The sequence below is a fragment of the Streptomyces sp. NPDC014882 genome, from assembly GCF_043081325.1.
Taxonomy (GTDB): Bacteria; Actinomycetota; Actinomycetes; order Streptomycetales; family Streptomycetaceae; genus Streptomyces.
The window spans coordinates 196,536-222,005 of record NZ_JBIBWL010000004.1 but is presented as its reverse complement, the minus strand read 5'-3'; the positions used below and the strand labels follow the sequence as shown (position 1 = coordinate 222,005).

23 protein-coding genes and 2 pseudogenes are annotated in these 25,470 nt (G+C 74.1%); 15 read left to right on the top strand and 10 right to left on the bottom strand.

Annotation, left to right across the window (positions count from 1 at the left end; genetic code table 11):
• Positions 1-21 precede the first annotated feature (21 nt).
• The 3 genes and pseudogenes from ACF09K_RS12295 to ACF09K_RS12285 form a co-directional block, all read right to left on the bottom strand.
• Positions 22-1,101 (bottom strand): hypothetical protein, encoded by a 1,080-nt coding sequence (locus ACF09K_RS12295; RefSeq protein WP_392242793.1) that lies wholly within the window; start codon positions 1,099-1,101, stop codon positions 22-24.
• Positions 1,102-1,534: 433 nt separating this feature from the next.
• Positions 1,535-2,119 (bottom strand): TerD family protein, encoded by a 585-nt coding sequence (locus tag ACF09K_RS12290; RefSeq protein WP_392243188.1) that lies wholly within the window; start codon positions 2,117-2,119, stop codon positions 1,535-1,537.
• Between the two features lie 266 nt (positions 2,120-2,385).
• Positions 2,386-2,500: pseudogene (locus ACF09K_RS12285) on the bottom strand (ion transporter); the annotation flags it as partial.
• A gap of 273 nt (positions 2,501-2,773) precedes the next feature.
• On the opposite strand from ACF09K_RS12285, the gene ACF09K_RS12280 reads away from it, so the two are divergent.
• Together ACF09K_RS12280 and ACF09K_RS12275 are read left to right on the top strand one after the other, a co-directional pair.
• On the top strand, positions 2,774-3,007 hold the full coding sequence (locus ACF09K_RS12280) for a twin-arginine translocase TatA/TatE family subunit (protein WP_392242792.1): 234 nt from the start codon (positions 2,774-2,776) through the stop codon (positions 3,005-3,007).
• A gap of 234 nt (positions 3,008-3,241) precedes the next feature.
• Entirely contained in the window at positions 3,242-4,033 is a 792-nt protein-coding gene (locus ACF09K_RS12275) for a putative protein N(5)-glutamine methyltransferase (protein WP_392242790.1), read from the top strand.
• 7 nt (positions 4,034-4,040) lie between these two features.
• Here the strand turns inward: ACF09K_RS12275 and ACF09K_RS12270 are convergent.
• From ACF09K_RS12270 to ACF09K_RS12260, 3 genes and pseudogenes are all read right to left on the bottom strand, one after another.
• Positions 4,041-4,223 (bottom strand): annotated as a pseudogene (locus ACF09K_RS12270) (long-chain fatty acid--CoA ligase); the annotation flags it as partial.
• A gap of 317 nt (positions 4,224-4,540) precedes the next feature.
• Entirely contained in the window at positions 4,541-5,215 is a 675-nt protein-coding gene (locus tag ACF09K_RS12265; RefSeq protein WP_392242789.1) for a hypothetical protein, read from the bottom strand.
• A 217-nt stretch (positions 5,216-5,432) separates the two neighbouring features.
• The gene (locus ACF09K_RS12260; protein ID WP_392242788.1) at positions 5,433-5,924 is read right to left on the bottom strand and encodes a hemerythrin domain-containing protein; all 492 of its coding nucleotides are present in this window, start codon (positions 5,922-5,924) and stop codon (positions 5,433-5,435) included.
• An 839-nt stretch (positions 5,925-6,763) separates the two neighbouring features.
• Here ACF09K_RS12260 and ACF09K_RS12255 point away from each other — a divergent pair.
• The 6 genes from ACF09K_RS12255 (at position 6,764) to ACF09K_RS12230 (ending at position 14,311) form a co-directional block, all read left to right on the top strand.
• Complete coding sequence (locus ACF09K_RS12255) at positions 6,764-6,874, top strand: keywimysin-related RiPP (protein WP_392242787.1); 111 nt, start codon at positions 6,764-6,766, stop codon at positions 6,872-6,874.
• A gap of 26 nt (positions 6,875-6,900) precedes the next feature.
• Positions 6,901-8,751 (top strand): lasso peptide isopeptide bond-forming cyclase, encoded by a 1,851-nt coding sequence (locus ACF09K_RS12250; RefSeq protein ID WP_392242786.1) that lies wholly within the window; start codon positions 6,901-6,903, stop codon positions 8,749-8,751.
• Between the two features lie 101 nt (positions 8,752-8,852).
• Positions 8,853-9,107 (top strand): lasso peptide biosynthesis PqqD family chaperone, encoded by a 255-nt coding sequence (locus ACF09K_RS12245; RefSeq protein ID WP_392242785.1) that lies wholly within the window; start codon positions 8,853-8,855, stop codon positions 9,105-9,107.
• Positions 9,104-9,541, top strand: a complete 438-nt coding sequence (locus tag ACF09K_RS12240) for a lasso peptide biosynthesis B2 protein (RefSeq protein ID WP_392242783.1) — start codon at positions 9,104-9,106, stop codon at positions 9,539-9,541. Before ACF09K_RS12245 ends, ACF09K_RS12240 begins: the two co-directional genes overlap by 4 nt.
• On the top strand, positions 9,538-11,502 hold the full coding sequence (locus ACF09K_RS12235; RefSeq protein WP_392242782.1) for an ABC transporter ATP-binding protein: 1,965 nt from the start codon (positions 9,538-9,540) through the stop codon (positions 11,500-11,502). The genes ACF09K_RS12240 and ACF09K_RS12235 overlap by 4 nt, the downstream gene beginning before the upstream one ends.
• A gap of 694 nt (positions 11,503-12,196) precedes the next feature.
• Complete coding sequence (locus tag ACF09K_RS12230) at positions 12,197-14,311, top strand: HelD family protein (protein ID WP_392242780.1); 2,115 nt, start codon at positions 12,197-12,199, stop codon at positions 14,309-14,311.
• 120 nt (positions 14,312-14,431) lie between these two features.
• Here the strand turns inward: ACF09K_RS12230 and ACF09K_RS12225 are convergent, their stop codons facing one another.
• Positions 14,432-15,169, bottom strand: a complete 738-nt coding sequence (locus ACF09K_RS12225) for a dienelactone hydrolase family protein (RefSeq protein ID WP_392242779.1) — start codon at positions 15,167-15,169, stop codon at positions 14,432-14,434.
• 363 nt (positions 15,170-15,532) lie between these two features.
• Here ACF09K_RS12225 and ACF09K_RS12220 point away from each other — a divergent pair, with 363 nt between their 5' ends.
• The gene (locus ACF09K_RS12220) at positions 15,533-15,829 is read left to right on the top strand and encodes a heavy-metal-associated domain-containing protein (RefSeq protein ID WP_392242777.1); all 297 of its coding nucleotides are present in this window, start codon (positions 15,533-15,535) and stop codon (positions 15,827-15,829) included.
• A 109-nt stretch (positions 15,830-15,938) separates the two neighbouring features.
• Positions 15,939-18,221 (top strand): heavy metal translocating P-type ATPase, encoded by a 2,283-nt coding sequence (locus ACF09K_RS12215; protein ID WP_392242775.1) that lies wholly within the window; start codon positions 15,939-15,941, stop codon positions 18,219-18,221.
• 155 nt (positions 18,222-18,376) lie between these two features.
• Here the strand turns inward: ACF09K_RS12215 and ACF09K_RS12210 are convergent, their stop codons facing one another.
• On the bottom strand, positions 18,377-19,027 hold the full coding sequence (locus tag ACF09K_RS12210; RefSeq protein ID WP_392242773.1) for a TetR/AcrR family transcriptional regulator: 651 nt from the start codon (positions 19,025-19,027) through the stop codon (positions 18,377-18,379).
• A gap of 190 nt (positions 19,028-19,217) precedes the next feature.
• Here ACF09K_RS12210 and ACF09K_RS12205 point away from each other — a divergent pair, with 190 nt between their 5' ends.
• Together ACF09K_RS12205 and ACF09K_RS12200 are read left to right on the top strand one after the other, a co-directional pair.
• The gene (locus ACF09K_RS12205; RefSeq protein ID WP_392242772.1) at positions 19,218-20,651 is read left to right on the top strand and encodes an MFS transporter; all 1,434 of its coding nucleotides are present in this window, start codon (positions 19,218-19,220) and stop codon (positions 20,649-20,651) included.
• A gap of 178 nt (positions 20,652-20,829) precedes the next feature.
• The gene (locus tag ACF09K_RS12200) at positions 20,830-21,369 is read left to right on the top strand and encodes a DUF4396 domain-containing protein (protein ID WP_392242771.1); all 540 of its coding nucleotides are present in this window, start codon (positions 20,830-20,832) and stop codon (positions 21,367-21,369) included.
• A gap of 469 nt (positions 21,370-21,838) precedes the next feature.
• On the opposite strand, the gene ACF09K_RS12195 is transcribed toward ACF09K_RS12200, so the two are convergent.
• Both ACF09K_RS12195 and ACF09K_RS12190 read right to left on the bottom strand, forming a co-directional pair.
• The gene (locus ACF09K_RS12195) at positions 21,839-23,044 is read right to left on the bottom strand and encodes a PP2C family protein-serine/threonine phosphatase (protein ID WP_392242770.1); all 1,206 of its coding nucleotides are present in this window, start codon (positions 23,042-23,044) and stop codon (positions 21,839-21,841) included.
• A 130-nt stretch (positions 23,045-23,174) separates the two neighbouring features.
• The gene (locus tag ACF09K_RS12190; protein WP_392242768.1) at positions 23,175-23,933 is read right to left on the bottom strand and encodes an IclR family transcriptional regulator; all 759 of its coding nucleotides are present in this window, start codon (positions 23,931-23,933) and stop codon (positions 23,175-23,177) included.
• 165 nt (positions 23,934-24,098) lie between these two features.
• On the opposite strand from ACF09K_RS12190, the gene ACF09K_RS12185 reads away from it, so the two are divergent.
• From ACF09K_RS12185 to ACF09K_RS12175, 3 genes are all read left to right on the top strand, one after another.
• On the top strand, positions 24,099-24,464 hold the full coding sequence (locus ACF09K_RS12185) for a hypothetical protein (RefSeq protein ID WP_392242767.1): 366 nt from the start codon (positions 24,099-24,101) through the stop codon (positions 24,462-24,464).
• Positions 24,465-24,596: 132 nt separating this feature from the next.
• Complete coding sequence (locus ACF09K_RS12180; protein ID WP_392242765.1) at positions 24,597-25,286, top strand: nucleotidyltransferase family protein; 690 nt, start codon at positions 24,597-24,599, stop codon at positions 25,284-25,286.
• Positions 25,286-25,470: hypothetical protein (locus tag ACF09K_RS12175; protein WP_392242763.1), on the top strand; the 185-nt coding region annotated here is incomplete at its 3' end. The genes ACF09K_RS12180 and ACF09K_RS12175, both read left to right, overlap by 1 nt.

The following is a 25,470-nucleotide window of genomic DNA, read 5'->3' as shown; positions in this document are numbered from 1 at the left end:
TGGACGGACGTCGGGCAGGCCCTAATCGCCTCCCCCGCCGCCGTCGCCTCCCCCGCCGCCGTCGCTTCCGCCGCTTCCGCCGCCGTCTCCGCCGTCCCCGCCGTCCGCGCCCCAGCCGTCGCCGTGGCCGTTGCCGGGTTCGTTGTCGTCCCTCCCCTGCCCGAGGTTGCTGAACCAGGGTCGGTTCCACATCTCGTCGGCGGCGATCGGTTCGTCCCCGTTCGCCGGGCGCCGCTGCGATCGGAACCGTGCCAGGCCCGTCGTGTCGCCGAGTCCGAACGAAACGGCGAAGGCATGCGCCATGACGGCATCCAGCGGATCGGGGCTCTCGTGGCGCACGGGGCCCAACGGCAGCAGTACCGAGCCCGGCTCGGGCACCGGGCGGCGCGGGGGGCGCGTCAGCAGCGCCACTCTCCGTTCGCCGCGCAGCAGCCACGAACTCACCGCGTTCTCCCGCCGCAGCACCCAGTGCTGCCCGGCCAGTAGCACCTCCACGGAACTTTTGGACCTGCGCAGCTTCTTCTTCAGGACGACCTCCGCCGTGGCGTCACCGATCGTCAGACGCAGGCCCCCGGACGGTCCGGGTGCGTCGCGGTGGAAGCCGTGTGACGCCCGGATCCGTACGACGGGGGCGTGCGGTCCCCAGACGTCCACGCGCACCAGGCGCCGGTCCACGGCGACGGTGATCGGCCCGGCGGGGCCGGGCGCGAAGCGCCGTGCGATCCACAGCGGTACGCCCTCGGCCCGGGCCCGGTCCGCCAGGGCGGCCACTTGGCCGGGCCCGCCGCACCGCCGTGTCGCCAGCTCCCCCAGCGCGCGGGCGAACCCGGCGGCCTGCCGCACCCTCACCGGCCTGGTGGTGCCGGTGGCACGGGTCACCGGGACGACCCCGGTCCCCTCCGGCAGCTGCTCCAGCGGGCGTTCCGTCCCGCCGCCCCCGAGCCAGCGTCCCCGCTGGAACGCCTCGGCCATGGCGCCGAGGTTCAGCTCGTGCGGCGGCATCGTCCTGCCACCGATCCGCAGTCGGTCCTCGGTCAACTCCACGGTCCGCGCCAGCGGATTCCACGACCGTTCGCCATAGAGCACCTGGCTCAACACCATCCCCCGTACGTACGTGGCCGGTCCGGCCGGTCCCAGCCTCACACACCCCGGCGGGACGCCACCACGGGGGCGGCCGACCGGGAAAACCCCCGCGCGGGTTCACCGTGCACGGCGGAGCCGGGCACGGTGAACACCGACGGACGCGGGACACCGACGGACGCGGAACGCCGCTCCCGCCGACAGCGACAGCCGACAGCCGACAGCCGACAGCCGACAGCCGACAGCGAAGGATCCGCCCGGCCCCGGGCACGGCGTGCCCCCGCCCGGGGCCGGCTCCGCAAGGCCGGCCGCCCGCCGGCGTACCGCGGCGGGGGGAAGCGCGCCGAGCGCTCGCGGCGGCCGTCGCGGCGTCGCACAGCGCCGTCGACCGGCGGCGCGGGTCGTTCCCCGGAGCCCGGACACCGCTTCGGTGGGGGGCCGCCGCGGTCAGGTGTCACTTGCTGACGGCGAAACGCATCAGGGCGTGTTCGTCGCCCTGCTTGATCTTGCCCGTCACGTTGATCACTTCGAGTTTCCAGCTGCCGCCGACCCGGACGGCCTTGGCCACGGCACAGCCGTTGTCGTGAGTGAGCAGGCTCGGCCAGATGTCGGCGACCTGCTGGGAGCTGCCCCCGGTCCCGTCGTAGACCTTGAAGCTGATGTTGCGCGCCTTCTGGAAGGAGCTGCCCTTCTTGTAGGCGGCGGCGACGAACACGATCGACGTGACGTTGGGCGGTACCCGGGCGAACTCGACGGTCACCGTCTCGTCGTCCCCGTCACCGCGCCCGGTCTGGTTGTCGCCGCTGTGGACCAGCGAGCCGTTGCCCATGGGGTCGAGCGAGTCGAGCCCGGCGAGGCGCACCGGGTCCGCGCCCTGCATGGCGACGGCTATCAGGTCGAGGTCGGTGCCGGTGTTGCGACGCAGCTTGCCCAGCACCCCACCGCTGCTGCCGGCGGTGGGGTCCCAGGAGACCCCGATGGACAGGTGGGTCACTCCGTCCAGGTCGGCCGGGCCGTCTTCCTTGGTGAGGGTGATCATGTGTGGCTCATTCCTTTGTCTCAAAGTGACTACGACAAGCAGAGTGTGCCCCGCGCCTTCGCGGTTCCCCGCAAAGGGTCCCGGTGGGCGTTCGGACTCCGCGCTCCGCCGTCGGTTCCGGGAGCGGGGCGACGGGGTCCGGGCGAGTTCCCGTTCGAGCTCGTCCAGGGCGTGGCGGGCCGCGGTGATGCGGTCCAGGAGCGGGGCTCCGTCGCCGGACGCCCGCTCCTCCGGGAGGGGCCGCGGTTCCTCGTCCTCCCCCTCCTTGGCCTCCTCGAGGGAGGTGAGCACCACCCCGATGAGGACGTTGACCAGCACGAAGGAGGCGATCAGGACGTAGGAGGCGTAGCAGACGAGGCTCCAGCGGGACACCTCGAGGCCGGTGAGGGCGAACCAGCGGGCCTCGGTGAGGGCGCGGCAGCGGTGGGCGAGCTCCGGACGGGCGGGCTGGGCCGCCGTGTCGGCGGTGGGGTCGTAGCGGTCCTGCATCCTGCTGTCCCTGCTCCCGGTGCGGGGTGACGGTCTCGGCCGAGCGGGCTGGAAGGCGGACTTGTCGAGCGGTCCTGCCCCAGGAGAGACTTCTACAGCAACGTAGATTTCCGTGCGTCACCGGTCCGCCGATCGGCCGCCGTGAACCCCGGGAGAGAGCACACGATGTTCGGCATGAGTGAACTGGCCCTGATCCTCCTCGTCGTGGTGGTCGTCCTCGGGATCAGGAAACTGCCCGAGTTGACGCGCTCGGCGGGCAAGGCCGCACGGATCTTCAAGAGCGAGGCGAAGGCCCTGAAGGAACAGGACGGTCCCGGTGGTGCCGGTGGTCCCGCCGGAGCGGGGCCGGCCGTCTCCGCCACCGTCGTGGACCGGGACGGTGCCTCGCCGCGCTCCTGACGGCGTGGTGAGCCGGCCGGGCCCGGTCCAGGCGACGGGGCGGCGCCAACTTTCGTGTTCATCAGCCCCGTTGACCTCCCCTGCTAAGCTGCCCGGGTCGTCCGCCGATCACCGTGAGTCGGCGTTCCCTCATACCTCGTCCCGGGCCTGACGGGCATACCTCGTCCCGGGCCTGACGGCGTGTGGCGCGTCCGCGGCCGGCGGCCCGGCCGGTCTCCTTCCCGAAAGGCTTCGATGTCGCTCACTCCTGCCGACGAGGTGCTGTCACGCACGGTGACGGCACTGCGAGCCGCCGGATGTGTGTTCGCCGAGGAGGAGGCGCGGCTTCTCCTCGAGGCCGCCGCGACGCCCGCCGAACTGGACGCGCTGGTCCGCCGTCGCGTCGTAGGCGAACCGCTCGAAGTCATCGTCGGCTGGGCCGGGTTCTGCGGCCTGCGGGTCCGGGTGGACGCCGGTGTGTTCGTCCCGCGTCAGCGCACCCGGTTCCTGGTCGACCTCGCGGTGGAGCTGGCCCGGCCGGGCGCGGTCGTCGTCGACCTGTGCTGCGGGACCGGAGCGATCGGCGCCGCCGTCGCCGCGCGGGTCCCCGGGATCGACCTCTCGTGCGCCGACGTCGACCCGCAGGCGGTCCGCTGCGCCCGGCTGAACGTCGGCCCCGACGCCCACGTGTACGAGGGCGACCTCTACGACGCGTTGCCCGACTCGCTGCGCGGCCGCACGGACGTCCTGGTCGTCAACGCGCCGTACGTGCCGACGGACGAGATCGCGATGATGCCGCCCGAGGCACGCGACCACGAACCGAAGCACGCGCTCGACGGCGGCGCCGACGGTGTCGGGATGCACCGGCGGGTCGCCGCCGGCGCACCGGCGTGGCTGGCGCCGGGCGGCAGCCTGCTGATCGAGACCAGCGAGGAGCAGGCGCCTCTCACGGCGCGGGCGATGGCCGACCACGGGCTCGTCCCGCGCGTGTCGACGAGCGACGAGATGTACTGCACGGTCGTCGTCGGAACCCTCCCCCGCGATTAGGACCCGCCCGGCGGATCGTGCCGACGCGCGTCGGGTCGGTGCAGAGAGGGACGTGCGAGGCCCGGTGGCAGGGCAGGTGGATGCCCGGCATCCGCTCGGCGATGTGGGCGAAGGGCAGATAGCAGATGTGCTCGACGTGCGGGGGCAGTTCCACCGCGGCGTCCAGCGCCAGGGCGTTGGACATCACCTGGCCCCGGCGGCTCACCCCGATGCTCTTCGGCCACGAGGGCACCGGCCGGGTCGAGGCGGTGGGCGAGGATCCGCCGGTTCCTCTCCACGCGGATCCCGCACCGCACGGCGCCCCACGGCACGAGATCGCACGGCGCTCCACGACACCGCACGGCACCCGCCTCGACGCCGAGGAGTGCGGCGGCACGCGGTCCTCGGACGGGAGCGTCCTGATCCGGGGTCACGCCCCTGTCCCGGATGTCCCGGACCGAAGGGACATGGCAGGACAGCCGCTACGACCTGTGCCCGGCCAGGGCATCCGGCGGCGTGAGCACGTGGTCACGCGGCTCCGACGAGCCGCACGCGCAGGTTGCGGAACTGACGGCTCTGCATGACGAGGTGGGCGGGTTCCCAGAACAGCAGGTCGATCGGCCTGGTGAGCAGGCGCGGGCGGCTGCGACCGAGCGTGCGGACGACGAGGCGGGTCTCCGTGCCGGCCGGTTCGAGGTGGAAGCCCCAGACGGAGCTGACGAACGCCGGTGGCGTCGGCTCGTGGAGGGGGTCGAACGGGCGGCCGGACGGCAGGCGCATGTCGGCCCGCAGCACGAGGGTCCGCTCGGGCACGAGGACCGCGACCGTGAACCAGGCGCTGCCGCCGGGTACCGAGGCGAGGCGCTGCCCCGGTTCCACGCCCTGCCACCGGGGGACGAGGCGATCCGCGCTCGGTCGTCCACGGTTGTCCAGCCGGTCCCAGCTGTACCAGCCGCCCCGGTCACAGCCCATCTGGGCCAGCCACGGCCAGACCCGCGAAGGGGGCGCGGGCAGAGTCGTGGCCATGGTCGAGCGGCTGTCGGCACCGGGGACGAGATCGTCTCCGGGAAGGGGACGCGCGGCCTCCTCCCGCGTCGCGCCCCGGGCCAGCATCCTCGGCCGCAGGACCAGGCCGTGCACCGCGGAGGCGACCACGGCGGCGGTGACAGTGGCCGGCCCGAGGGCGACGCGGTGTTCGCTCACACCCCGAGCGTCGCTCGTCGGGCCCGGCGACGCCACCCGGACCGCCCTCCTCAGCCTGTGGCCTGTGGCCTGCGACGGGCGACGGGCGACGGGCGACCGACAACCGAAGCGGCGACCAGCGGGTTCTCACGGCGGTGGGTTCTCCCGGCGGTGAATCCTCCGAGCGGCGGGCCCTCCGGGCAACGGCTCGGCCTGTCCCGTGCGCGGGCCCGGGACTTCACCCGTGGTGACCGGCGTGGGCCAGCTCGGCGAGGAGCCGTTCTGCCTCCGGGCCGGGAAGCCTCGCCTCGAGCAGCGGCAGGTAGATCTCCTCCTCCTTCGCGAAGTGGACCTTGAGCAGCGCGTACAGGCCGTAGAGGACACGTCGCAGCGCGGCCTGCCGTCCGTCGTCGAGGCCCTCCCGGTCCATCGCCTCGTGCAGGGTGTCCAGCTCGCGGGCCAGCCGGCCGACCTCGACGTGCTCCCTGGACATCGTCGCGGTCGCTTCGGCGGCGCCCATCACCCGGGCGACCGCCGGATACAGCACCCGGTCCTCGGCCTCCGCGTGCGGAACGAGGTGACCGGTCAGGAAACGCCGGAGGTCGACGAGCGCGGCGCCGAGTTCCTCGGGCGTCGTGCGGCCCACGGTGTCGGCGACCGTACGCAGGGTTTCGATGTGTGGCAGCAGGTGCGCGTGCTCGTCGTGCACCTGCTGGGTCAACGTGGTCACGATCTCCTCCTCGCCGGGTCGGGCGCGGCTGCGTCGAAGTCGAAGGGGACGGCGCTCGGCCCGGCGGCTCCCGGTGGCCGGACGAACGGCGCGGTCCGGCGGGCAGCGGCCGGGGAGGGCGACGGGCCGGCGGATCCGGTCGCCTGTCATGGCCACGCGGGTCCCCGGAGGCCGCCCGTGCCGGGGACGAGCCCGGCGCACCTGCTGTCCCACGGCCTTCGCGCGCCTCGTTCTCTCAGGCCCCCGTTCCTTCAAGCCCTCGTTCCTTCAGGCTACGGAACCTCGCCCCCTGTCGCCCCGTGAGCACCCGTCCGGACCGCCACCGGTCCGGACCGCCACCGGACGGGACGGTCGCCGGACGGGACGGTCGCCGGACGGGCGGGGACATCACCCCGGCCGGTGACGGTGTCCGCGGAGTCGGTGGTGGTGCGGACCGTGGCAAACGGCGCGCGGCCGGGGGCGAGAAGTGCGCCTGGCGGCGCCGCCCCCGCCCGCCGTCCGGGGTGTCCGAGCGGAGTGGCGAGCGCGCGGCCGGCCGCAGGTCGAAACGTTCCTGCAGTTCATCGCACACCCGATCGCCGAACAACTCATCGAAGAAACGGAGGGGAACGGAGGAAAACGGCGAGACGTGAACCCGACGGAATCCAGTTTCTTCATATGAGCTGAGCTTCGGGAACGCTCTTGCCCGGCGCTCACGGTCTGCAGCTAGCTATGTGCTGCGCCCACTTCCTGGACCGGGTTCCGGACGAACCCTCGGTCGGGCCGGCGGCACACCGGGCGGTCCCGGGGCCGCCGGGCGGGGAAGTCGGCGGAAGAAGATCCGTACGTGAGGAGAAGCCATGAAGAAGGCCTACGAGGCGCCGACGCTCGTCCGGCTCGGCACCTTCCGCAAGGAGACGGGGCTCCTGGGACACTCCGGCAACGACCGGCTGATCCTGAGCAAGAACTGACGAGCGACGGTCCTTGACCCGACGTCATGACTGAACTGCACGAAAGTGCGGGGACGGGCCCCGGCGACGCGCACTTCGCGGTCTTCACCGACCGTGCGGACGCGGCCGCCGTGGCCCGCTCCTTCGCCCGTCCCGGAAGCCGGACCCTCGCGCACGCGTCGGGCCGGCCCTGGCTGGTCGGCCACTGGCACGACGACGAGGTCGTCACGGCGTCCGCCGGCGGCGTCCGGCTCGCCGTGGTCGGCTGCTGTCCGATCGACGCCGACGAACTGCAACGCCGGACCGCACGGTTGCGGGACCTCGCGGAGCTGGACGCCCTGGCCCGGTCCCTTCCCGGCAGTTTCCACCTGGTCTGTGCCCTCGACGGACGGGTCAGGGTGCAGGGCACCGCCTCCGGGCTGCGGCTCGTCTTCCACGCGGAGATCGACGGCGTACGGGTGGCCGCCACCCGCGCCGACACGCTCGCCGCCGTCCTGGGACTCGACCCCGACGTCGAGGAGCTGGCCGTCAGGCTGCTGTGGCCCGCCCCCTACCCGTTGTCCGAGACGTCGCTGTGGCGTGCGGTCACCGCCGTTCCCCCGCAGGACGCCGTGATCGTCGCGCCGGACGGGCGCACCGTCCGGCACACCCGCTGGTGGACACCGCCGGAGCCGGACCGGCCGCTCGCCGAGGCCGCGCCCCTGATCCGCGAGGCACTGCGGGAGGCCGTGGACGCCCGTACCCGGCAGGGCGGCGTGGTCAGCTGCGACCTCTCCGGAGGCCTCGACTCCACCTCCGTCTGCTTCCTCGCCGACCGCTCCCCCGCCCGCGTGCTGGCCAGCACGTGGCCGGGACGCGATCCGGCCGACACCGACCTGCGCTGGGCCGAGAGGGCGATGGAGCACCTGCCCGACGTCGAGCACGTGGTCTGGGACGCCGACGCCTCGCCGCTGGTCTACGAGGACCTGCTCACCGTCGACGACCTCCTCGACGAGCCCACCATCGGCGTCATGGACCGCTCCCGGGTCCTGCACCACCTGCCCGGTCTGGCCGCACGGGGCAGCCGGCTGCACCTGACCGGCATCGGGGGCGACCACGTGGCGTGGTGCTCCGAGGCGTACTACCACCGGCTGCTGCGCACCCGCCCCCTGCTGGCCGTACGGCAGTTGCGCGGGTTCCGGGCGCTGTGGCAGTGGCCGCTCGGCGGCACGGTCCGCGCCCTCGCCGACTCGCGGCCGTACGGGAAGTGGCTCGCCGACGCGGCCGGCCGGCTGCGCGCCCCGTCGCCGCCGTCCGTCGCGACGGGCCTCGGCTGGGGCAGGGCCCCGCGCCTGTTCGACTGGGTGACGCCCGAGGCCGAACGCATGGCCCGCCGGGCGCTGCTCACGTCCGCGGCCGGGGTCTCGCCGCTGCATCCGGACCGGGGCATGCACAGCGACCTGGAGCAGATCCGCTCGTGCACCCGCGTCATCCGCCAGTGGGACCGGATGGCGGCCCGCGCCGGTCTGCCGATGGCCTCGCCCTTCCTCGACGACCGCGTCATCGAGGCCTGCCTCGCGGTCCGTCCGGGGGAGCGCGTCTCGCCCTGGACGTACAAGCCCGTCCTGAGCGCCGCGATGCGCGGGATCGTGCCCGAGGCGTGTCTGCGGCGGGCCGACAAGGCCGCGGCCTCCATGGACGCCGCCAACGGGCTGCGGGAACACCGCGCCGACCTGCTGGCCCTGTGGGAGGACTCACGGCTGGAGGCGCTGGGCCTGGTCGACGGCGCCGCACTGCGCCGCCTCGCCCGGCGGCCCGCCTCTCCGGGACTGTCCGACGCCGTCCTCTACTCCACGATCGCCGCCGAGGTCTGGCTGCGGGGCCTCACCCCCGGCCACGCCCGCGCACCCCGCCCCTGACCACGTCCGCCCCCGACCACACCCGTGCCGACCACACCCGTACCGACCACGTCCCCCTTGATCACGCCCGCCCCACGGCGACCCGGCAGAAAGGCCTTCCCATGACCCTGCGGTTCGGTGACGACGTCTCCACGGCCGAGACCGACTACGGAACGGTCCTGTTGGACGAACGAGCGGGCGCCTACTGGGAGCTGAATCCGACCGCCACCCTGATCGTGCGGACGCTGCTCGACGGCGGAGCGGAGGCGGAGGCGGCCGCCGCCCTCGTCCGGGAGTTCGACATCGACCGGGCGCAGGCGCTGACGGACGTCGAGGCGCTCGTACGTGAGCTGCGGGACTCGGGGCTCGCCTCGTGACGACGCCCAGCGCACTGGAGCGGCCCACCGGCGTCCCCCGGGCCCGGCGCCTGGCCGCCCGCCTCGTCCTGCTGCCGGCCGTGGTCCTCGCGCTCCTGCCGCCCCGTCGCATCCGCGCCGTGCTCGGCTTCCTGCGACGCGGCGCCGCTCCCGCCACCGCCCTCCAGGCGCAGAGGGCGCGCGACGCCATGTGCGCGGCCAGCCTGCACTGCGCCGGCCCGAAGGGGTGCCTGCCGCGTTCCCTGGGAGCGGTGCTGCTGTGCCGGCTCGGCGGGTCGTGGCCGACCTGGTGCACCGGCGTACGCGTCGTGCCGCCCTTCACCGCGCACGCCTGGATCGAGGCGGAGGGCCGCCCGGTGGGCGAGGGCGTGCCGGAGGACTACTTCGCCCGGCTGGTGGCCGTCGCCCCGCCGTCCCGGCCGACGGACCGATGACCGGCACGCCGGACCCGGACGACGGCCGGAGCGCGGCCTCGGAGGGGGACAGATCCACCCGGGCGGCGGTGGTCACGATGTGCCGGCTGGTCTCCGGGCACCGGGGCGCGGTCGCCGTCGCCACCGTGCTGACCCTGGTGGGTTCCGCCCTGGGACTGGCCCAGCCGCTCGTCGCCAAAAACGTCGTGGACGCGAGCGGCCGCGGGGAGGTCCTCTGGCCGCCGCTGGCGCTCCTCGGCGCGCTGTTCGTCACCGAGGCGGCGACGGGAGCCGCGGGGCGCTTCCTCCTGGAACGGACGGGCGAAGGCGTCGTACGGCAACTGCGGCACGGGCTGGTGGGACGGCTGCTCCGGCTGGAGATGAGGGAGTACGACCGCCACCGGCGCGGCGACCTCATCTCCCGGGTGACCACCGACACCACCCTGCTCCGGGAGGTCGTGTCGCAGGCCCTGGTCGACCTGGTGACGGGCAGCCTCGTGGCCGCCGGGGCGATCGTCCTCATGGCGTGGCTCGACCCCCTGCTGCTGCTCCTGGTCGCCACCGTCGTGGCCGCGGCGGCCCTGGTCGTGGCCTCCCTGCTCAAGGGCATCCGGTGCGCGTCCGAACGCATGCAGGACGCGGTGGGCGCCGTCGCGGCCGACCTCGAACGCGCCCTGGGGGCCCTGCCGATGGTCCGCGTCCACCGCGCCGAGGAGCGCGAGGCGGCGGTCGTCGGCGCACGCGTCGACGCGGCCTACGGGGCGGGGGTGCGCACCGCGACGTTCGCCTCAATCATGAGCCCCGCCGTCGAACTCGCCGTCCGGGGCTCCTTCCTCGTCGTCCTGGTCGTCGGCGGCCTGCGCGTCAACGGCCACGCCGGCTCCCTCGGCGACCTCGTCGCCTTCCTGCTGTACGCCTCGTACCTCGCGCTGCCGCTGTCCTCCGTCTTCCACGCCGTGGGCCTGATCCAACGCGGGATGGGCGCCTACCGGCGCATCGACCAGGCCCTCCGGCTGCCCGTCGAACCCACCGCACCCCGGCTGCCGGAGGCAGACGCCCCCTCGCCCTTGCCGTCCCCGTCCCCTTCACCTTCGCCCTCGTCGTCGCTCTCCCCGTCACCGTCCCCCTCCCACTCCCCGTCACCGTCCCCCGCCCTCTCGCCGTCCGCGTTCGCCGTTCCCGATCAGCCGGCGCTCGCGCTGCGCGACGTCCGCTTCGGACACGATCCCGGCCGGCCGGTCCTGCGCGGCGTCTCGTTCACCGTCGCGCACCGGCAGCACGTCGCCTTGGTGGGCCGGTCCGGAGCCGGCAAGAGCACGGTGTTCGCCCTGGTGGCGAGGTTCTACGAGCCCGACGCGGGCCACCTCCTCTTCGACGGGGTGCCCGCGGCCAGGCTCAGCCGTGCGGAGTGCCGCCGCCGCATGGCCGTGGTCGACCAGAACGCCCACGTCGTCCGCGGCACCCTGCGCGACAACATCGCCTACGCCGTGCCCGGCGCTCCGGAAGCGGAGATCCGGCGCGTCGTGGAACTGGCCCGCCTCGAGGAGGTCGTCGACCGGCTCCCCGGCGGCCTGGACGCCGTCGTCGGTGAGCGCGGCAGCACCCTCTCCGGCGGCGAACGGCAACGCGTCGCCATCGCCCGCGCCCTGCTGGCGCGCCCCGCCCTGCTGTTGATGGACGAGCCCACCTCCCACCTCGACGCGATCAACGAGTCGGCCCTCACCACCGTCATGAAGGACGTCGCCCAGGAGTGCGCCCTGCTGGTCGTCGCGCACCGCCTGTCCACCGTGCAGCACGCCGACCACATCGTCGTGCTGCACGACGGCCGCGCCGGCGCCTCCGGACGCCACGAGGAACTGCTGGCGGGCAGCGCCCTCTACCGCGAGCTGGCCGCGAGCCAGACGCTCCGGCCGGGCGGGGACCCGGGAAACGGAACGCCTGTTCCCGTCTCCCCTCCGATCATCGGCCGTCACCGGATCTGATGGAATCGGCTCCGCCGCCGGCCCCCGGAAAGCCCGGGTCCGCTGGACACCCGCCGCGCCTGCCGGCATTCGTTCCTTTGACGACGTCGAAGACGCGGAGGAAGAAGACCGGCGGCTCCGGGCCGGGCGAATTCAGGCCGAGCGGCTCCGGGTCGAGCGAATTCAGGCCGAGCGGCTCCGGGTCGAGCGAATTCAGGCCGGGCGGGGCCGGGCCGGATGCTCCGGGCACGGGCGGGCCTGCCGTCGGGCGTCACGGCGGCGAACGGGGTGGGAGTCCACCGATCCGTTCTCCGGGTCGACGGCGACCAACGACGGCGGGGTGCCGCGGTCCGAGACGGGGCCGTCGGCACGGGCCGGGCGACGAGCCGGCCGGGCACTGGTGGGCCGGTCGAGGGCTTGCCCCGTTCGGTCCTTTCCCGGGCACGGCAAAACATCGCCGGCGTCCCGGAGCGGACTCGCCCACAAGGCAGGCGGGCGCCGAAAACGCAATCGGCGATATACGGAACAGCGGAACGCGCGATATGCCATACGGTCAGCCGTCATGGATTCGGCCACAGGGCCATGACGCCCCAAGTAAGTCAAGACTTACCTTCAGAGAGCTTTGACCGTATGGTGTGGCTCGAATCGAAGGAGCCCCCTGTTGTCGAAAACGAATGATCCCGCTGTGCGTGCGGTTGAATCGGAGCGGGATTACGTGTCCTCCTTATACGAATTGCTCACCGAGCGGCTTTCCGAGGCGCGAGCAAACCGAGCGAGCGTGCTGAAGGCCCCGGCGGACAGCGCCGGCGAGGCATACGAGAGGGAAATCGCCGCCGAGCGCCTGGCCGAGGAGATCGGCCGGCTGGAGGGCGCCGAGAAGGGGCTGGTCTTCGGGCGCATCGACCGGACGGACGGCACGGCCCTGCGCATCGGGCGGATCGGACTGCACACGGAGGAGGACGACCTGCCTCTGCTCGTGGACTGGCGCGCGAACGCGGCACGGCCCTTCTACGAGGCGACACCGGTCCACCCGATGGACCTGCGGCGGCGCCGGCACCTGTGCCTCGAGGAGCGCACGGTCGTCTCGGTGAGCGACGAACTGCTGGACGGGACCGCCCCGACCGACGAGGACGTCGTGGGGGACGGCCCCTTGGCCGAGGCCCTGTCGGCGCGGCGTACGGGCAGGATGCACGCGGCCGTCGCGACGCTGCAGGCCGAGCAGGACGAGATCGTCCGCTCCGCCCACCGCGGGGTGACCGTGGTGCAGGGCGGGCCCGGCACCGGCAAGACGGTGGTCGCCCTGCACCGGGCGGCCTACGTCCTGTACGCGTTCCCGCGCGCCGCGGAGGAGGGCGTCCTGGTGGTGGGCCCGAACGCCCGGTTCCTCGACTACATCTCCCAGGTCCTTCCCTCGCTCGGAGAGAACGACGTCGTTCTGGCGACCTGCCGGGAACTGGCCGGAGTGTCCACGGACGCGGTGGACCCGTTCGGCACGGCGCGCCTCAAGGGCGGCTCCGGCCTCGCCGGCGCCCTGGCCGGCCTGCTGCGCGTCCACCAGGCCCCCGCCGGTGACTTCACCGTGCGGGTCGGACGGGAACCGGTTCGCCTCTCCGACGAGGAGGTCGCCACGGCACGTGACGCGGCCGTGGCGGCCGCACCGGGGCACAACCCCGCGCGCCAGGTGTTCAAAGAGCTCTTGGTCGACGCCGTCACCGACGCGATGCGACGGGACCTGGGCGACCTCCTGGAGCAGATCGACGCCGATGCCGAAAGGATGACGGGCATCGACCTCGACCGATTCACGGGAGCCGCCCGGCACCGTACCGAAGGCGCGGCCGCCCCGCGTCCGGCCCACGAGCTGGACCTGGACGCCGTCCGAGCCGATCTCCTCGACGACGCCGGCGTGGACCGAGCGGTCGAGGAGCTGTGGCCGCGGCTGGTGCCCGGTGACCTCGTGAAGGCGCTCCTGACGGACGCCGGTGCCCTCGCCGAACGCCTGCCCCGTCTGACCGCGCAGGAGCGGTCCCTTCTGCTGCGCGGTCCGGACGGCCCGTGGACCGATGCCGATGTGCCGCTGCTGGACGAGGCGGCGTGCCTGGTCGACGGTCCTCCCGAGCGGACGTACGGGCACGTCGTCGTCGACGAGGCGCAGGAACTGACCGCCATGCAGTGGCGGATGATCGTCCGCCGCTGCCCGGCAAGGGCGATGACGCTGGTGGGCGACTTCGCCCAGGCAGGCCCGGTCGCGACGGCACGCGACTGGAAGGAAGCGCTGAGCCCCCACGTCGGACCGCGGTTCGCACTGCACCACCTGACCGTCAGCTACCGCACCACGCAGGAGATCCTGGAGAGCGTCCGGGACCTGCTCACGCGGATCGCTCCGGACCAGAAGCCCACACGGTCACTGCGAAGCGGCGAGAGCCCCCGCACCGTGACCACGCCTCCGGACGCACTGGTGACCGCGGCCGTTCGGGAACTCCGCGCCCAGAGCACCGCGCACCCGGGCGAGCTTCTGGGGGTGATCTGCGCGGACACCAGGGTGAGCGAGCTGACGGCCCGGGGCATCGCCCACCACGCACGCATCGTGCCGGCGTCCGAAGCGCGCGGCCTGGAATTCGACGGGGTCGTCGTCATGGACCCGGAGGAGATCACCACGGCCCGCCCCGGCGGGGAAAGGGACTTGTACGTAGCCCTGACCCGTGCCACCAAGCGCCTCTGCACCATCACCGTCCGACCCGCCCGGCTGTGCGACACCCGGAACGGTCCGCCGCAGGTCGCGACGGGCACGGCCAGGGCTCCGTCGCCGTGGATCCGGCAGGAAATGCGGTAGTCGGTAGTACGCCTCCGTGACCGCACAACCGTCCGCATGCGGGTCCGCTGTGAGGGCTCGGGGGAGGAGGCTGCCGGTGCGCGACGCCGACCAGGCCTGGCACCAGCAGGTTCGCCCGGGTCATGCCCCCAGGTCCTCCGTCAGGGGCAGGCACTCGGCGAGCAGGTCGACGACATCGCGCCAGGCGCGCTGCGCGTGGCGTGGGTGGTGGCCGACGCCGGGGACCGTGGGGTGGTCGACCGGCGGGTGGTGGAAGGCGTGCAAGGCGCCGCCGTACACCGTGAGGCGCCAGTCGACGCCCGCGGCCTGCATCTCGGCGGTGAACGCGTCGCGTCGCGCGGGCGGCATGATCGGGTCTTCCGACCCGACCCCGGCCCACACCGGGCAGCGGATGCGCGCCGCCTCGCCCGGTCGGCCCGTGGTCAGTGCGTTGACCGTCCCGATCGCGCGCAGGTCGACGCCGTCGCGCCCGAGTTCCAGCCCGACGGCGCCCCCGGTTCCGTAGCCGACGGCGGCGATCCGGTCGGGGTCGGCCCGGGGCTCGGTGCGCAACACGTCGAGCGCCGCATGGCCGATCCCCCGCATCCGGTCGGGGTCGGCGAGCAGCGGCAGGCAACGGGCCAGCATCTCCTCGGGGTCTCCTAAATAGCGCCCGCCATGAAGGTCGAAGGCCAGCACTACGTATCCCAGCCCGGCGAGAGCATCGGCCCGGCGGCGCTCGACGTCGCTGAGCCCCATGCCCTCCGGTCCGAGCAGCACCGCGGGCCGACGGCCGACACCGGCCGGGAGCGCGAGGTGCCCGGTCATCGTCGAACCGTCGGCCGGGTACTCGACCGTACGCGTCGTGATCCTCGTCATGAGACCGGACTGTAGTGATCGTCGAGCCCGGTCCGGCCGCTGCTCTGCCGTCGGCAGAACAGCACGGGCGTCCCCAGTCGCACGCCCCGCCCCGGGCCCGGAGATCAGCCGGTACCGGCAGCAACGACCTTCGGCCGGAGAGGTGACGGCCGGCACCGGCCGGACACCAGGATCCCGTATGGGCGGCTCCCGGCTCTCGGCTACGGCCACGGCCGGTTTACCGGATCCAGGAGCAAGCAGATCGACACCGCGCACCCCCCGACTTCCGATATACCCCCCAGGGGTATAGAGTCGGTCTTGTCGGGAGAGGGTGGATCACCCCCTCCGGAAGCGACCCGTACATCGACAGGCGAGGAAGAAGCCATGACCGACCCGAAGAACTCCGGCTCCTGCTGCTCCACCGACGGCTCGTGCCACTCCGGCGCCGCGGCCGGCACCCAGGACGGCGCCGTCACCACCGTCTACCAGGTGTCCGGCATGACCTGCGGGCACTGCGAGGGCGCGGTCTCGCGGGAGATCTCCGCACTCGACGGCGTCACCGCGGTCACGGCGGTCGCCGGGACCGGTGAGGTCACCGTCACCTCCGCCGCCCCGCTCGACGAGGAGGCCGTCCGCGCCGCCGTCGACGAGGCCGGTTACGAGCTCGCCGGCACGGCATGAGCCCGTCCGGGGCCCGACGGCCCCGGAGCACGCGCATTCCTCCCCGCCGGGGCGTGCCGCTCCGCTGATACGGACGCCGCACGTCCCGGCCCTCCCCAGGAGTACCTCCATGACCAGCACGGCTCCCGAGAAGACGCTTCCCGGCCGGGCACCCTCGCCCGTCTCCGAGGTCGAGCTCTCCATCGGCGGCATGACCTGCGCCTCCTGCGCGGCCCGCATCGAGAAGAAGCTCAACCGGATGGACGGCGTCACGGCGACCGTCAACTACGCCACGGAGAAGGCGAAGGTCTCCTACCCGGACGGGATCGAGGTCGCCGACCTCATCACCACGGTCGAGAAGACCGGCTACACGGCCGCGGCCCCACCCCCGCCCGCTCCCCCGGGTGGCGAGGACGAGGCCGACGGCGCCGCGCCCGCCGTCGACCACGAGTCGGCCGCCCTGCGGCAGCGTCTGCTCGTGTCGCTGGCCCTCTCGGTGCCCGTGGTGCTGATGGCGATGGTCCCGGCCCTGCAGTTCGAGAGCTGGCAGTGGCTGTCGCTGACCCTGGCCGCCCCGGTCGTGGTCTGGGGCGCGCTCCCCTTCCACCGGGCCGCCTGGACCAACGCTCGGCACGGCGCGGCGACCATGGACACACTGGTGTCGATCGGCACGCTCGCCGCCCTCGGCTGGTCGCTGTGGGCCCTGTTCTTCGGCACCGCCGGCATGCCGGGCATGCGGCACGGCTTCGAGTTCACCGTCTCGCGTTCCGACGGGTCGTCCTCCATCTACCTGGAGGCCGCGGCCGGCGTGACGACGTTCATCCTCGCCGGGCGCTACCTGGAGGCGAGGTCCAAGCGCAAGGCCGGCGCGGCGCTGCGGGCGCTGCTGGAACTGGGCGCGAAGGACGTCTCCGTGCTGCGGAACGGCACCGAAGTGCGCGTCCCCGTGGCTCAGTTGGTGCCGGGCGACCGCTTCGTGGTGCGCCCGGGCGAGAAGATCGCGACCGACGGGACGGTCGTCGAGGGGATCTCCGCGGTCGACGCCTCCATGCTGACCGGCGAATCCGTACCGGTGGACGTGGGCGTCGGCGACAGCGTGACCGGGGCGACGGTGAACGCCGGCGGCCGACTCGTCGTCGAGGCGACCCGGGTCGGCGCGGACACCCAGCTCGCCCGGATGGCGCGGCTCGTCGAGGACGCCCAGACCGGCAAGGCCGAGGTGCAGCGCCTCGCCGACCGGATCTCCGGCGTCTTCGTCCCCGCCGTCCTGCTCATCGCCGTCGTCACCCTCGGCGCCTGGCTCGGCGCCACCGGGGATGCCACCGCCGCGTTCACCGCCGCCGTGGCCGTCCTGATCATCGCCTGCCCCTGCGCCCTCGGTCTCGCCACGCCGACCGCCCTGATGGTCGGCACCGGCCGCGGCGCCCAACTCGGCATCCTGATCAAGGGGCCCGAGGTCCTGGAGTCCACCCGCCGGGTCGACACGGTCGTCCTCGACAAGACCGGCACCGTGACGACCGGCCGGATGCGGCTGCACGACGTGTTCACCGCACCGGGCGTGCGCGAAGACGAACTGCTGCGCCTCGCGGGCGCGCTGGAGCACGCCTCCGAGCACCCGATCGCACAGGCGGTCGCCGCCGGCGCCGCGGACCGGACGGGAGATCTGCCGGTGCCGGAGAACTTCGAGAACGTCGCCGGTCTCGGCGTCCAGGGCGTCGTCGACGGGCACGCCGTACTCGTCGGCCGCGAGAAGCTCCTCGAGGAGTGGGCGATCGAGCTGCCGCGCGAACTGGCCGACGCCAAGGCCGCCGCGGAGGCCGAGGGGCGCACGGCGGTGGCCGTGGCCTGGGACGGCGAGGCGCGCGGTGTCCTGACCGTCGCGGACGCGGTCAAGGAGACCAGCGCCGCCGCGGTGGCCGAGCTGCGCCGGCTGGGACTGACGCCGGTGCTGCTGACCGGGGACAACCGGCTCGTCGCCGAGTCGGTCGCCCGGAGCGTCGGCATCGACGAGGTGATCGCCGAGGTGCTGCCGCAGGACAAGGTCGACGTCGTCAAGCGGCTCCAGGCGCAGGGCCGTACGGTCGCCATGGTCGGCGACGGCGTCAACGACGCGGCCGCCCTCGCCACCGCCGACCTCGGTCTGGCGATGGGCACGGGCACGGACGCGGCGATCGAGGCGGGCGACCTGACCCTCGTACGGGGCGACCTGCGGGTGGCGGCGGACGCGATCCGGCTCTCCCGCAGGACCCTGGCCACCATCAAGGGCAACCTGTTCTGGGCCTTCGGTTACAACGTCGCCGCCCTGCCGCTCGCGGCCTTCGGGATGCTCAACCCGATGATCGCCGGCGCCGCGATGGCCTTCTCGTCGGTCTTCGTCGTCACCAACAGCCTGCGGCTGCGCTCCTTCAGGTAGCCGCCCGCGCCCGCACTCACCCTCACCGCCGCCTGCTCACCGCCGCCCGGCCGCCGTCCTCCAGGACGGGGCCGGGCGGCGGCGTACGGGTCGGGCGCGGCCGGCCCCGTCGCGGAGTCCAGCCGTCCCGTCGCGGGCCCGCCCCGTCGCGGAGTTCAGCCGTCCCGCCCCGGACCGTAGTAGCCGAGGAACATGTCCACCCCGCTGACGACGAGGCGGTCGGTGAGTCCGTCGTCGACGTGGGTGCCATAGGTGCTGAAGACCATGTGGGGGAAGACCAGCAGCGCGTAGAGCTGGATGATCGCGGCCTCCAGGTCGGGGATGACCAGCCGCCCCTGGTCCGCCAGGGCGCGCAGGGCGCCGGCGACGGCCGGGTGGTGGACCTCCGGACCGCGGCCGTGCCAGGCCTGCCCGAGTTCGGGGAAACGGTGCTGTTCGGCGGCGACCAGGTTGCGCAGGGCGATGACGTCCTCGTTCGTCCTGACCGCGTGCACCCAGGTGCGGGCGGCGTCGACGAGGGCCGCGCGCAGGTCCTCGGCGTCCGGCAGCCCCGCGAGGGCCGCCGAGGAGGCATGGCCGAGCGGTTCGTCGAGCGCGCTCGTGATGACCGCGGTGAACAGCGCCTCCTTGCTGCCGAAGTGGTTGTAGACCGTCACCTTGGACACGCCCGCCCCGGCGGCGATGGCGTCCATGCCGACCGCGAAGCCGTCGCGCAGGAACAGCTCGCGCGCGGCCCGGACGATGGCCTGCCGTTTCCGTTCGGCCCGGGGGCCGCTGGGGGGCCGTCTGCCGTTCTCCACGCTCATGGACCGATCCTAGCAATCGACTGAACTGAACAGTTGAGTTCACATGAACTGAGCAGTACAGTTCACTTCGGTGGACGGCACCCGCCACCGCCCTCCCCTCTCGCGAATCTCGCGAATCTCATGAACCTCATGAGTCCCGCGAATCTCACGGACTTCACGAACTCCACGGACCTCACGGACAGGACGCGCCATGACGCACCCCGCCGGTCACCTGCACCGGGCCCCGAACCTCGACGACCCGGCGCCGGACCCTCGGCGCTGGACGGCCCTCGCGCTCCTCTGCGTCGCCCAGTTCATGCTGGTCCTGGACGTCACCGTGGTGAACGTCGCCCTGCCCGACATGGCCGCCGACCTGCGCCTCGACCGGGCGACGCTGACCTGGGTGGTCACCGCGTACACCCTGTGCTTCGGCGGGCTGATGCTGCTCGGCGGCCGCCTCGCCGACGCCCTCGGTGCCCGCCGCACCCTTCTCGCCGGGCTCGCCCTCTTCACCGCCGCGTCCCTGGTCGCCGGACTGGCCGAGGACGCCACCACGCTGCTGGGCGGCCGGATCGCCCAGGGGGTGGGAGCCGCCCTCCTCTCCCCCGCCGCGCTGTCCATCGTCACCACCACCTTCCACGGCCCCGAACGCACCAGGGCGCTCGGCGTGTGGGCCGCGATCGGCGGCTCGGGGGCGGCGGTCGGCGTCCTGGCCGGCGGCGTCCTGACCGGCGGGCCGGGCTGGCAGTGGGTCTTCTTCGTCAACGTGCCGGTCGGCCTGGCCGTCCTCGCCGTCCTGCCCGCGTTCGTCCCCGCCCGCGCCCCGCGGCCGGCCCGACTCGACGTCCCGGGCGCGCTCCTGGTCACCGCGGGCACCGGATCGCTCGTCCACGGCCTGGTGGAGGCGGGCGACTCCGGCTGGAGCGCGCCGCGCGCCCTGCTGCCGCTCGTCGCCTCGGCGGTCCTCTACGCGGGATTCGCCGCGGTCGAACGGGCCACCCGCACTCCGCTGATGGATCTGCGGATGTTCACCCGGCGCCCGGTCCTCGCGGGCGCGTTCCTGATGCTGGCGGCCACCGCGCTGCTGATCGCGTACTTCTTCCTGGGGTCGGTGTACCTCCAGCACCTCCGCGGCTTCGGCCCGCTGCGGACCGGCCTGCTGTTCCTGCCCGCGGCGGTGGCGACCGGCCTCGGCGCCCACCTCGGCGCCCGGCTGGTCGGCCGGGTGGGCGGCCGCCTCGTCGCCGTGGCCGGCATGGCCGTCGCCGGCCTCGGTTCCGTGCCGCTGACCCGGTTGTCCGCCGAGGGCGGCGTGTACGCGGGCCTGCTGCCCGGCTTCGCGGTGGCCTCGTTCGGCCTCGGCGCGGTCTTCGTCACCGCCACCACCACCGCGCTGGGCATGGTCGACCCCCAGGAGGCCGGTCTCGCCTCCGGAGTGGTCAACACCTTCCACGAGGTGGGCGGTTCGATCGGCGTCGCGGTCGTCTCCACGGTCGCCGCCGCGGGCATCGAGTCCGGCTCCGCCGACGGCTTCACGGACGCCTTCACCGTCTGCGCCCTCGCGGCGGCGGGAAGCGCCGCGGCGGCCGCGGTGCTCGTACCGCGCGGCAGGCCGCGGACGAGCGGGGTCCCGCACGTGCACTGAGCCGCCGCACGAGTGCGCCGTACGAGGACGTCGCGCGAAGACGTCGCGCGAAGACGTCGCGCGAGCAGGGCGGCAAGCCTCCGGAACCCCTTTGCCATATACCCCCTGGGGGTATACAGTCGATGGCTGTGGGGCTCCGGAAGACGGGCCGCACCCGACGGGAAGGGGGATGACGGTCATGGACCACACCGCTCACCACACGACGACCGGGCAGCACCACGCGCCGCACGAGGGCCACCACGGCCGTGCGGACCACGCCGATCACGGACCGCACACGGGCCCGGGGGCGTCCTGGAGCACGGCGGTCAGGGCGACCCTGCACTGCCTCACCGGCTGCGCCGTCGGCGAGATCCTCGGCATGGTCATCGGCACCGCCCTGATGTGGGGCAACGTGGCCACCATGGTCCTGGCGATCGCGCTGGCGTTCCTCTTCGGCTACTCCTTCACCCTGTTCGCCGTCGTCCGGGCCGGGCTCGGCCTCGGGAGCGCGGTCAAGGTGGCGCTCGCCGCCGACACCGTCTCCATCGCCGTGATGGAGCTCGTCGACAACGGCATCATCGCCCTCGTCCCCGGCGCGATGGACGCCCACCTGTCCGAGGGGCTGTTCTGGTCGTCCCTGCTCGGCGGCTTCGCGGTCGCCTTCCTGATCACCACTCCGGTCAACAAGTGGATGATCGGCCGCGGCAAGGGCCACGCCGTCGTCCACGCCCACCACTGACGGTCGGGCGGCGACGGCGCCGCCCCGTCCCGGGCGTCCCGGGCGTCCCGGGCCGGCCGGACGCCCGGACGCGGGGGGGGGGCCCCCCCCCCGGGCCGGGGGGGGGGGGGGGCCCCCCCCCCCCCGGGGGGCGGGGGGGGGGCGCCCCCCGCGCCCCCCCCCGCGCCGGGGGCCGCGCGGGGCGCGGCGCCCCCGCCGGCCCCCGGGGCGGGGCGCCCCCCCCCCCCCCGCCCCCGGGGGGGGGGGCCCCCCCCCCGCGTCCGGGTGGTTCCGGCGGCGTACCGCAACCGGGGGCCGGGGCGGGGGAGTCACTCCCGGCGACCGTGAGGCCGTCGAGCGGCTCAGCGCGCTCCCGCCGGGCGTCCGGTCGACGCCGCGCCGCCGGCCCGCCCACGTCCTGACGTGACCACCTCGCGCCCCGAGGCCGGCGGCCCCTTCCGGCGCGCTACGCGGCAAGGCCCGCCGGCCTTCAGTCCGCCACCCGCGCGACGGGTCCCCGACCGCCGCGCGCCGACGCGTGAGCCGACTGGTGGGGCAGGAGCGGTTTGCGGATCAGGATCAGCGCCGCGTCGTCGTGCAGGTGGCCGCCCACGTGGGCGAGCAGATCGTCGTGGAGCGCGGTGAGGGTGCGTGCCGGTTCCTCGGTCAGCGTCCGCGCCAGCCCGTCGTGGAGGGGGTAGAACTCGCGGTCGCGGTCGCGCGCCTCGGTGACGCCGTCGGTGTAGAGCAGCAACTGGTCGCCGTCGGTGAACGGCAGGACGTGCAGGTCGGGGGTCTGGTCCGTGAGGGCGCGCAGGCCGAGCGGCGGGGCCGGACTCGGCGGTACCACCGGGACTATGCCGCCGGACGCGGGGACCAGCAGCGGGGGTGCGTGTCCGCAGTTCACCACTTCCAGCTGTCCGGGACGCGGGTACCCGGCGACCACGGCGGTCACGAAGTCGTCGGGGCCGAGGTTGCGCGCCAGGCTGCGCTCGATCCGGTCGACGACCGCGAGGAGGTCCGGTTCGTCGTGCGCGGCCTCCCGGAAGACGCCGAGCACCAGCGCGGCCGTACCCACGGCCGGCAGTCCCTTGCCCCGCACGTCGCCCACGATCAGGCGGACGCCGTACGGGGTGGGCACCAGGGCGTAGAGATCGCCGCCGATCCGGGCCTCGGCCGCGGCGGCGCTGTAGCGGACGGCGACCTGGAACGGGCCGACCGTGGGCGGCACCGGCACGAGCAGCGCGTGCTGGGCGGTCTCCGCGACCGAGCGCACGGCGGCGAGGACCCGTTCCCGGCGTCCGCGCAGCACGCTGGCAAGACCGCTCGCCAGGGTGACGGCGACCAGGACGGAGAGCACGGCGGCCAGATCGCCTCCCGGCACCCCGTGCCGCAGGCCGTGGACCACGCCGAGCACCGCGGCGAGCAGGCCGACGCACAGGACACCGCGCGGACCGTTGGTGGTGGCGGCCAGCGCGGGCCCGGCCGCGAGCAGCGACAGCCAGATCACCCCGGCTCCGCCGGCGAGGTCCACGGCCAGCACGACGACGGTCACGAGCAGCACCGGCAGTACGGCCGCCACCGCGGCCGCCCACGCGGCGGCCCGCCTGACCGCCGGCGCCCCGGGGACCCGCACGCGTCTCGCGAGGGGCCGAGCGGTCCGGTGGCCGTCACGGCGGTCTCGGGCCTGGCTCATGGGTGTCCGCAGTCCTCGTCTGTGCAGGGGGGATCCGTGCCTGCGGATCCGCGCAGGAGTGGATCGCCCCCGGAACGCCTGTTTCATCCAGGAATACGGGTTCGGCCCGCGCGTCACAAGGAGAGGGTTTTCAGATAGTGAGCGACAGCCCCCTGGTGACGCGGCCCGCCGTCGGGATGAGCCGCTCCCTGATGTCCCCCAGCCGGTGCAGCCGGTCCGCCGGCAGGGAGACCCCGAGCGAGCCGAGGGTGTCCCCGCTGTAGACGGGGACGGCGACGCAGACCGTGCCGAGGATGTACTCCTCCAGGTCGGTGACGGCCGGCGCCATCGGCGCGGCGTCCAGGCGGCGCAGCAGTTCGGCCGGATCGGTGACCGTCCTCGGGGTGAGGTCGCGCAGGTGGTGGCGGGAGAGGTACTCGCGGCGGGCCGCGTCGTCGAGTTCGCGCAGGACGGACTTGCCGAGCGCGGTGGCGTGCCCGGCGTCCTCGAAACCCACCCAGAGGTCGACGCGGGGCGTCCGGGGGCCGTCGACGATCTCGGCGACCCGGATCTCGCCGTCCTCGTAGAAGGTGAGGTAGGCGGCGCTCGCCAGCTCGTCCCGCAGCGCGGCGAGCACGGGGCGGACCCGGTGGAGCAGCGCCTGCCCGCGGCCCGTCGAGTGCAGCGTCCGCAGCTTGTCGCCCAGGACGAAGCCGCCGTCCTCCAGTTTGCTCACGTAGCCGTCGTGGACCAGCGTCCGCAGCAGGTGGTAGGCGGTCGCCAGGGGCAGGCCGGTCTCGCGGGCGAGTTGCTTCGCCGGGGCGCCGTTCTCGTGCGCGCCGACCGCCTCCAGCAGGCGGAAGGCCCGCTGGACGGACGTGATCAGCGTCGGCCCGCCCTGCGCACCCATGCGTCCAGCGTGCGCCAGGGGCGGGGCACGGGCAAGACGGACGCGGGACACGCCGTTTTCTGGGCACCCGGCCCGCGTGAACGACGTGAACGACGTGAACGGAACGCGCGACGCGGACCTCGTGGAGGACATGAGGAGCGCGGGGAGCGGGAAGGGCGGACGGACGTGAGCGGTATGGACGACGTGGACGGCGGGGACGGCGGGGACGGCGGGGACGGCGGGGACGGCGGGGGCTCGCGGCGGGTCCCCCCGTCCGAGGAGCGCGACGTCGTGGAGCGGCTGGTCCCGGCCTGGCTGGCGGAGACCGAACGGCACGATCCGGCAGCGGCCCGCCGGGCCCGGACGGAGTGGGAGCGGGATTCCCTGTCGGCCCGCACGGCCGAGGACCTCGCCACCTGGGTCACCGCGAGGGTCACCGACACCGGCTTCAACGAGGACGAGGGCCCGCACGTCGACGGGCCGGCCCGCATCACCCCGGCCGACAAGGACGCCGTGCACCGCTGGCTCGCGGGGCAGGGGCACGGCGTCTGAGGCCCGGCCCCCGCGAGGCACTCGTGTCGACGGCGTCACGCCGGGTACCCGGAGATCTCGACGTCACGGTCCTGTGGACCCGGCCCGCCGGACGCGCCGGGTGACGGACCGTCCAGGAACAAGGGGGCAGTGATGACGCAGCACGCGGACGACGACGCTCTGGATCAGCCCGCGGGCGTCGCGGAACTGCGGCTGGCGGCGGGAGGACCGGATCCCGTCCCACCGGACGACGCGCCCGCGCAGGAGCTGCCGCTCGACCGCAACCAGGCGATCCTCCAGGCCGCCAAGCAGATCGGTTCCCTCCTGAAGCGCAAGGGGCACCCGTTCGCCCTGGCGGGCAGCGTCGCCGTGTACGCCCACGGCGGCACCCAGAACCTCCAGCACGACGTCGACTTCGCCATCCGTCCCGAGGACGCGGAGGCCGTCGCCGAGACGCTGCGGGAGGCGGGACTGACGGTGTACGAGCCGCCGGAGGACTGGCTGCTGAAGGCCGGCTGCCTCGGCCAGCAGGTCGACCTCATCTTCGAACTGGCCCACCGGCCGGTCGACACGGAGCTGCTGGAGCGGGCCGAACGGCTCTCCGTCGACTCGGTCCTGATGCCGGTCCTGTCGCCGACCGACCTGGTGCACAGCCGGGTGGCCGCCTTCTCCGAGCACCACTGCGACTTCGGGGCGGTCCTGCCGGTCGCCCGTGTGCTCCGGGAGAGGGTCGACTGGGACCGGGTGCGCCGGGCCTGCGGCGACGAGCCGATGGCCGACGCGTTCTTCTACTTCCTGGAACGACTGGACGTCGTTCCGCCGAGGCCGAAGGAGGACCGGTGATGGGGTCTTTCGCCGAGTCCGCGAACGGCGGCGCCGGCAGCGCCGGCCCGCCCGCCGGGAACGCGGGAAACACCGGGAACGCCGGGGCCGCCGGGGCCGCCGGGGCCGCCGGGGCCGCCGGGGCCGCCGGGGCCGCCGGGGCCGCCGGGGCCGCCGGGGCCGCCGGGGCCGCCGGGGCCGCCGG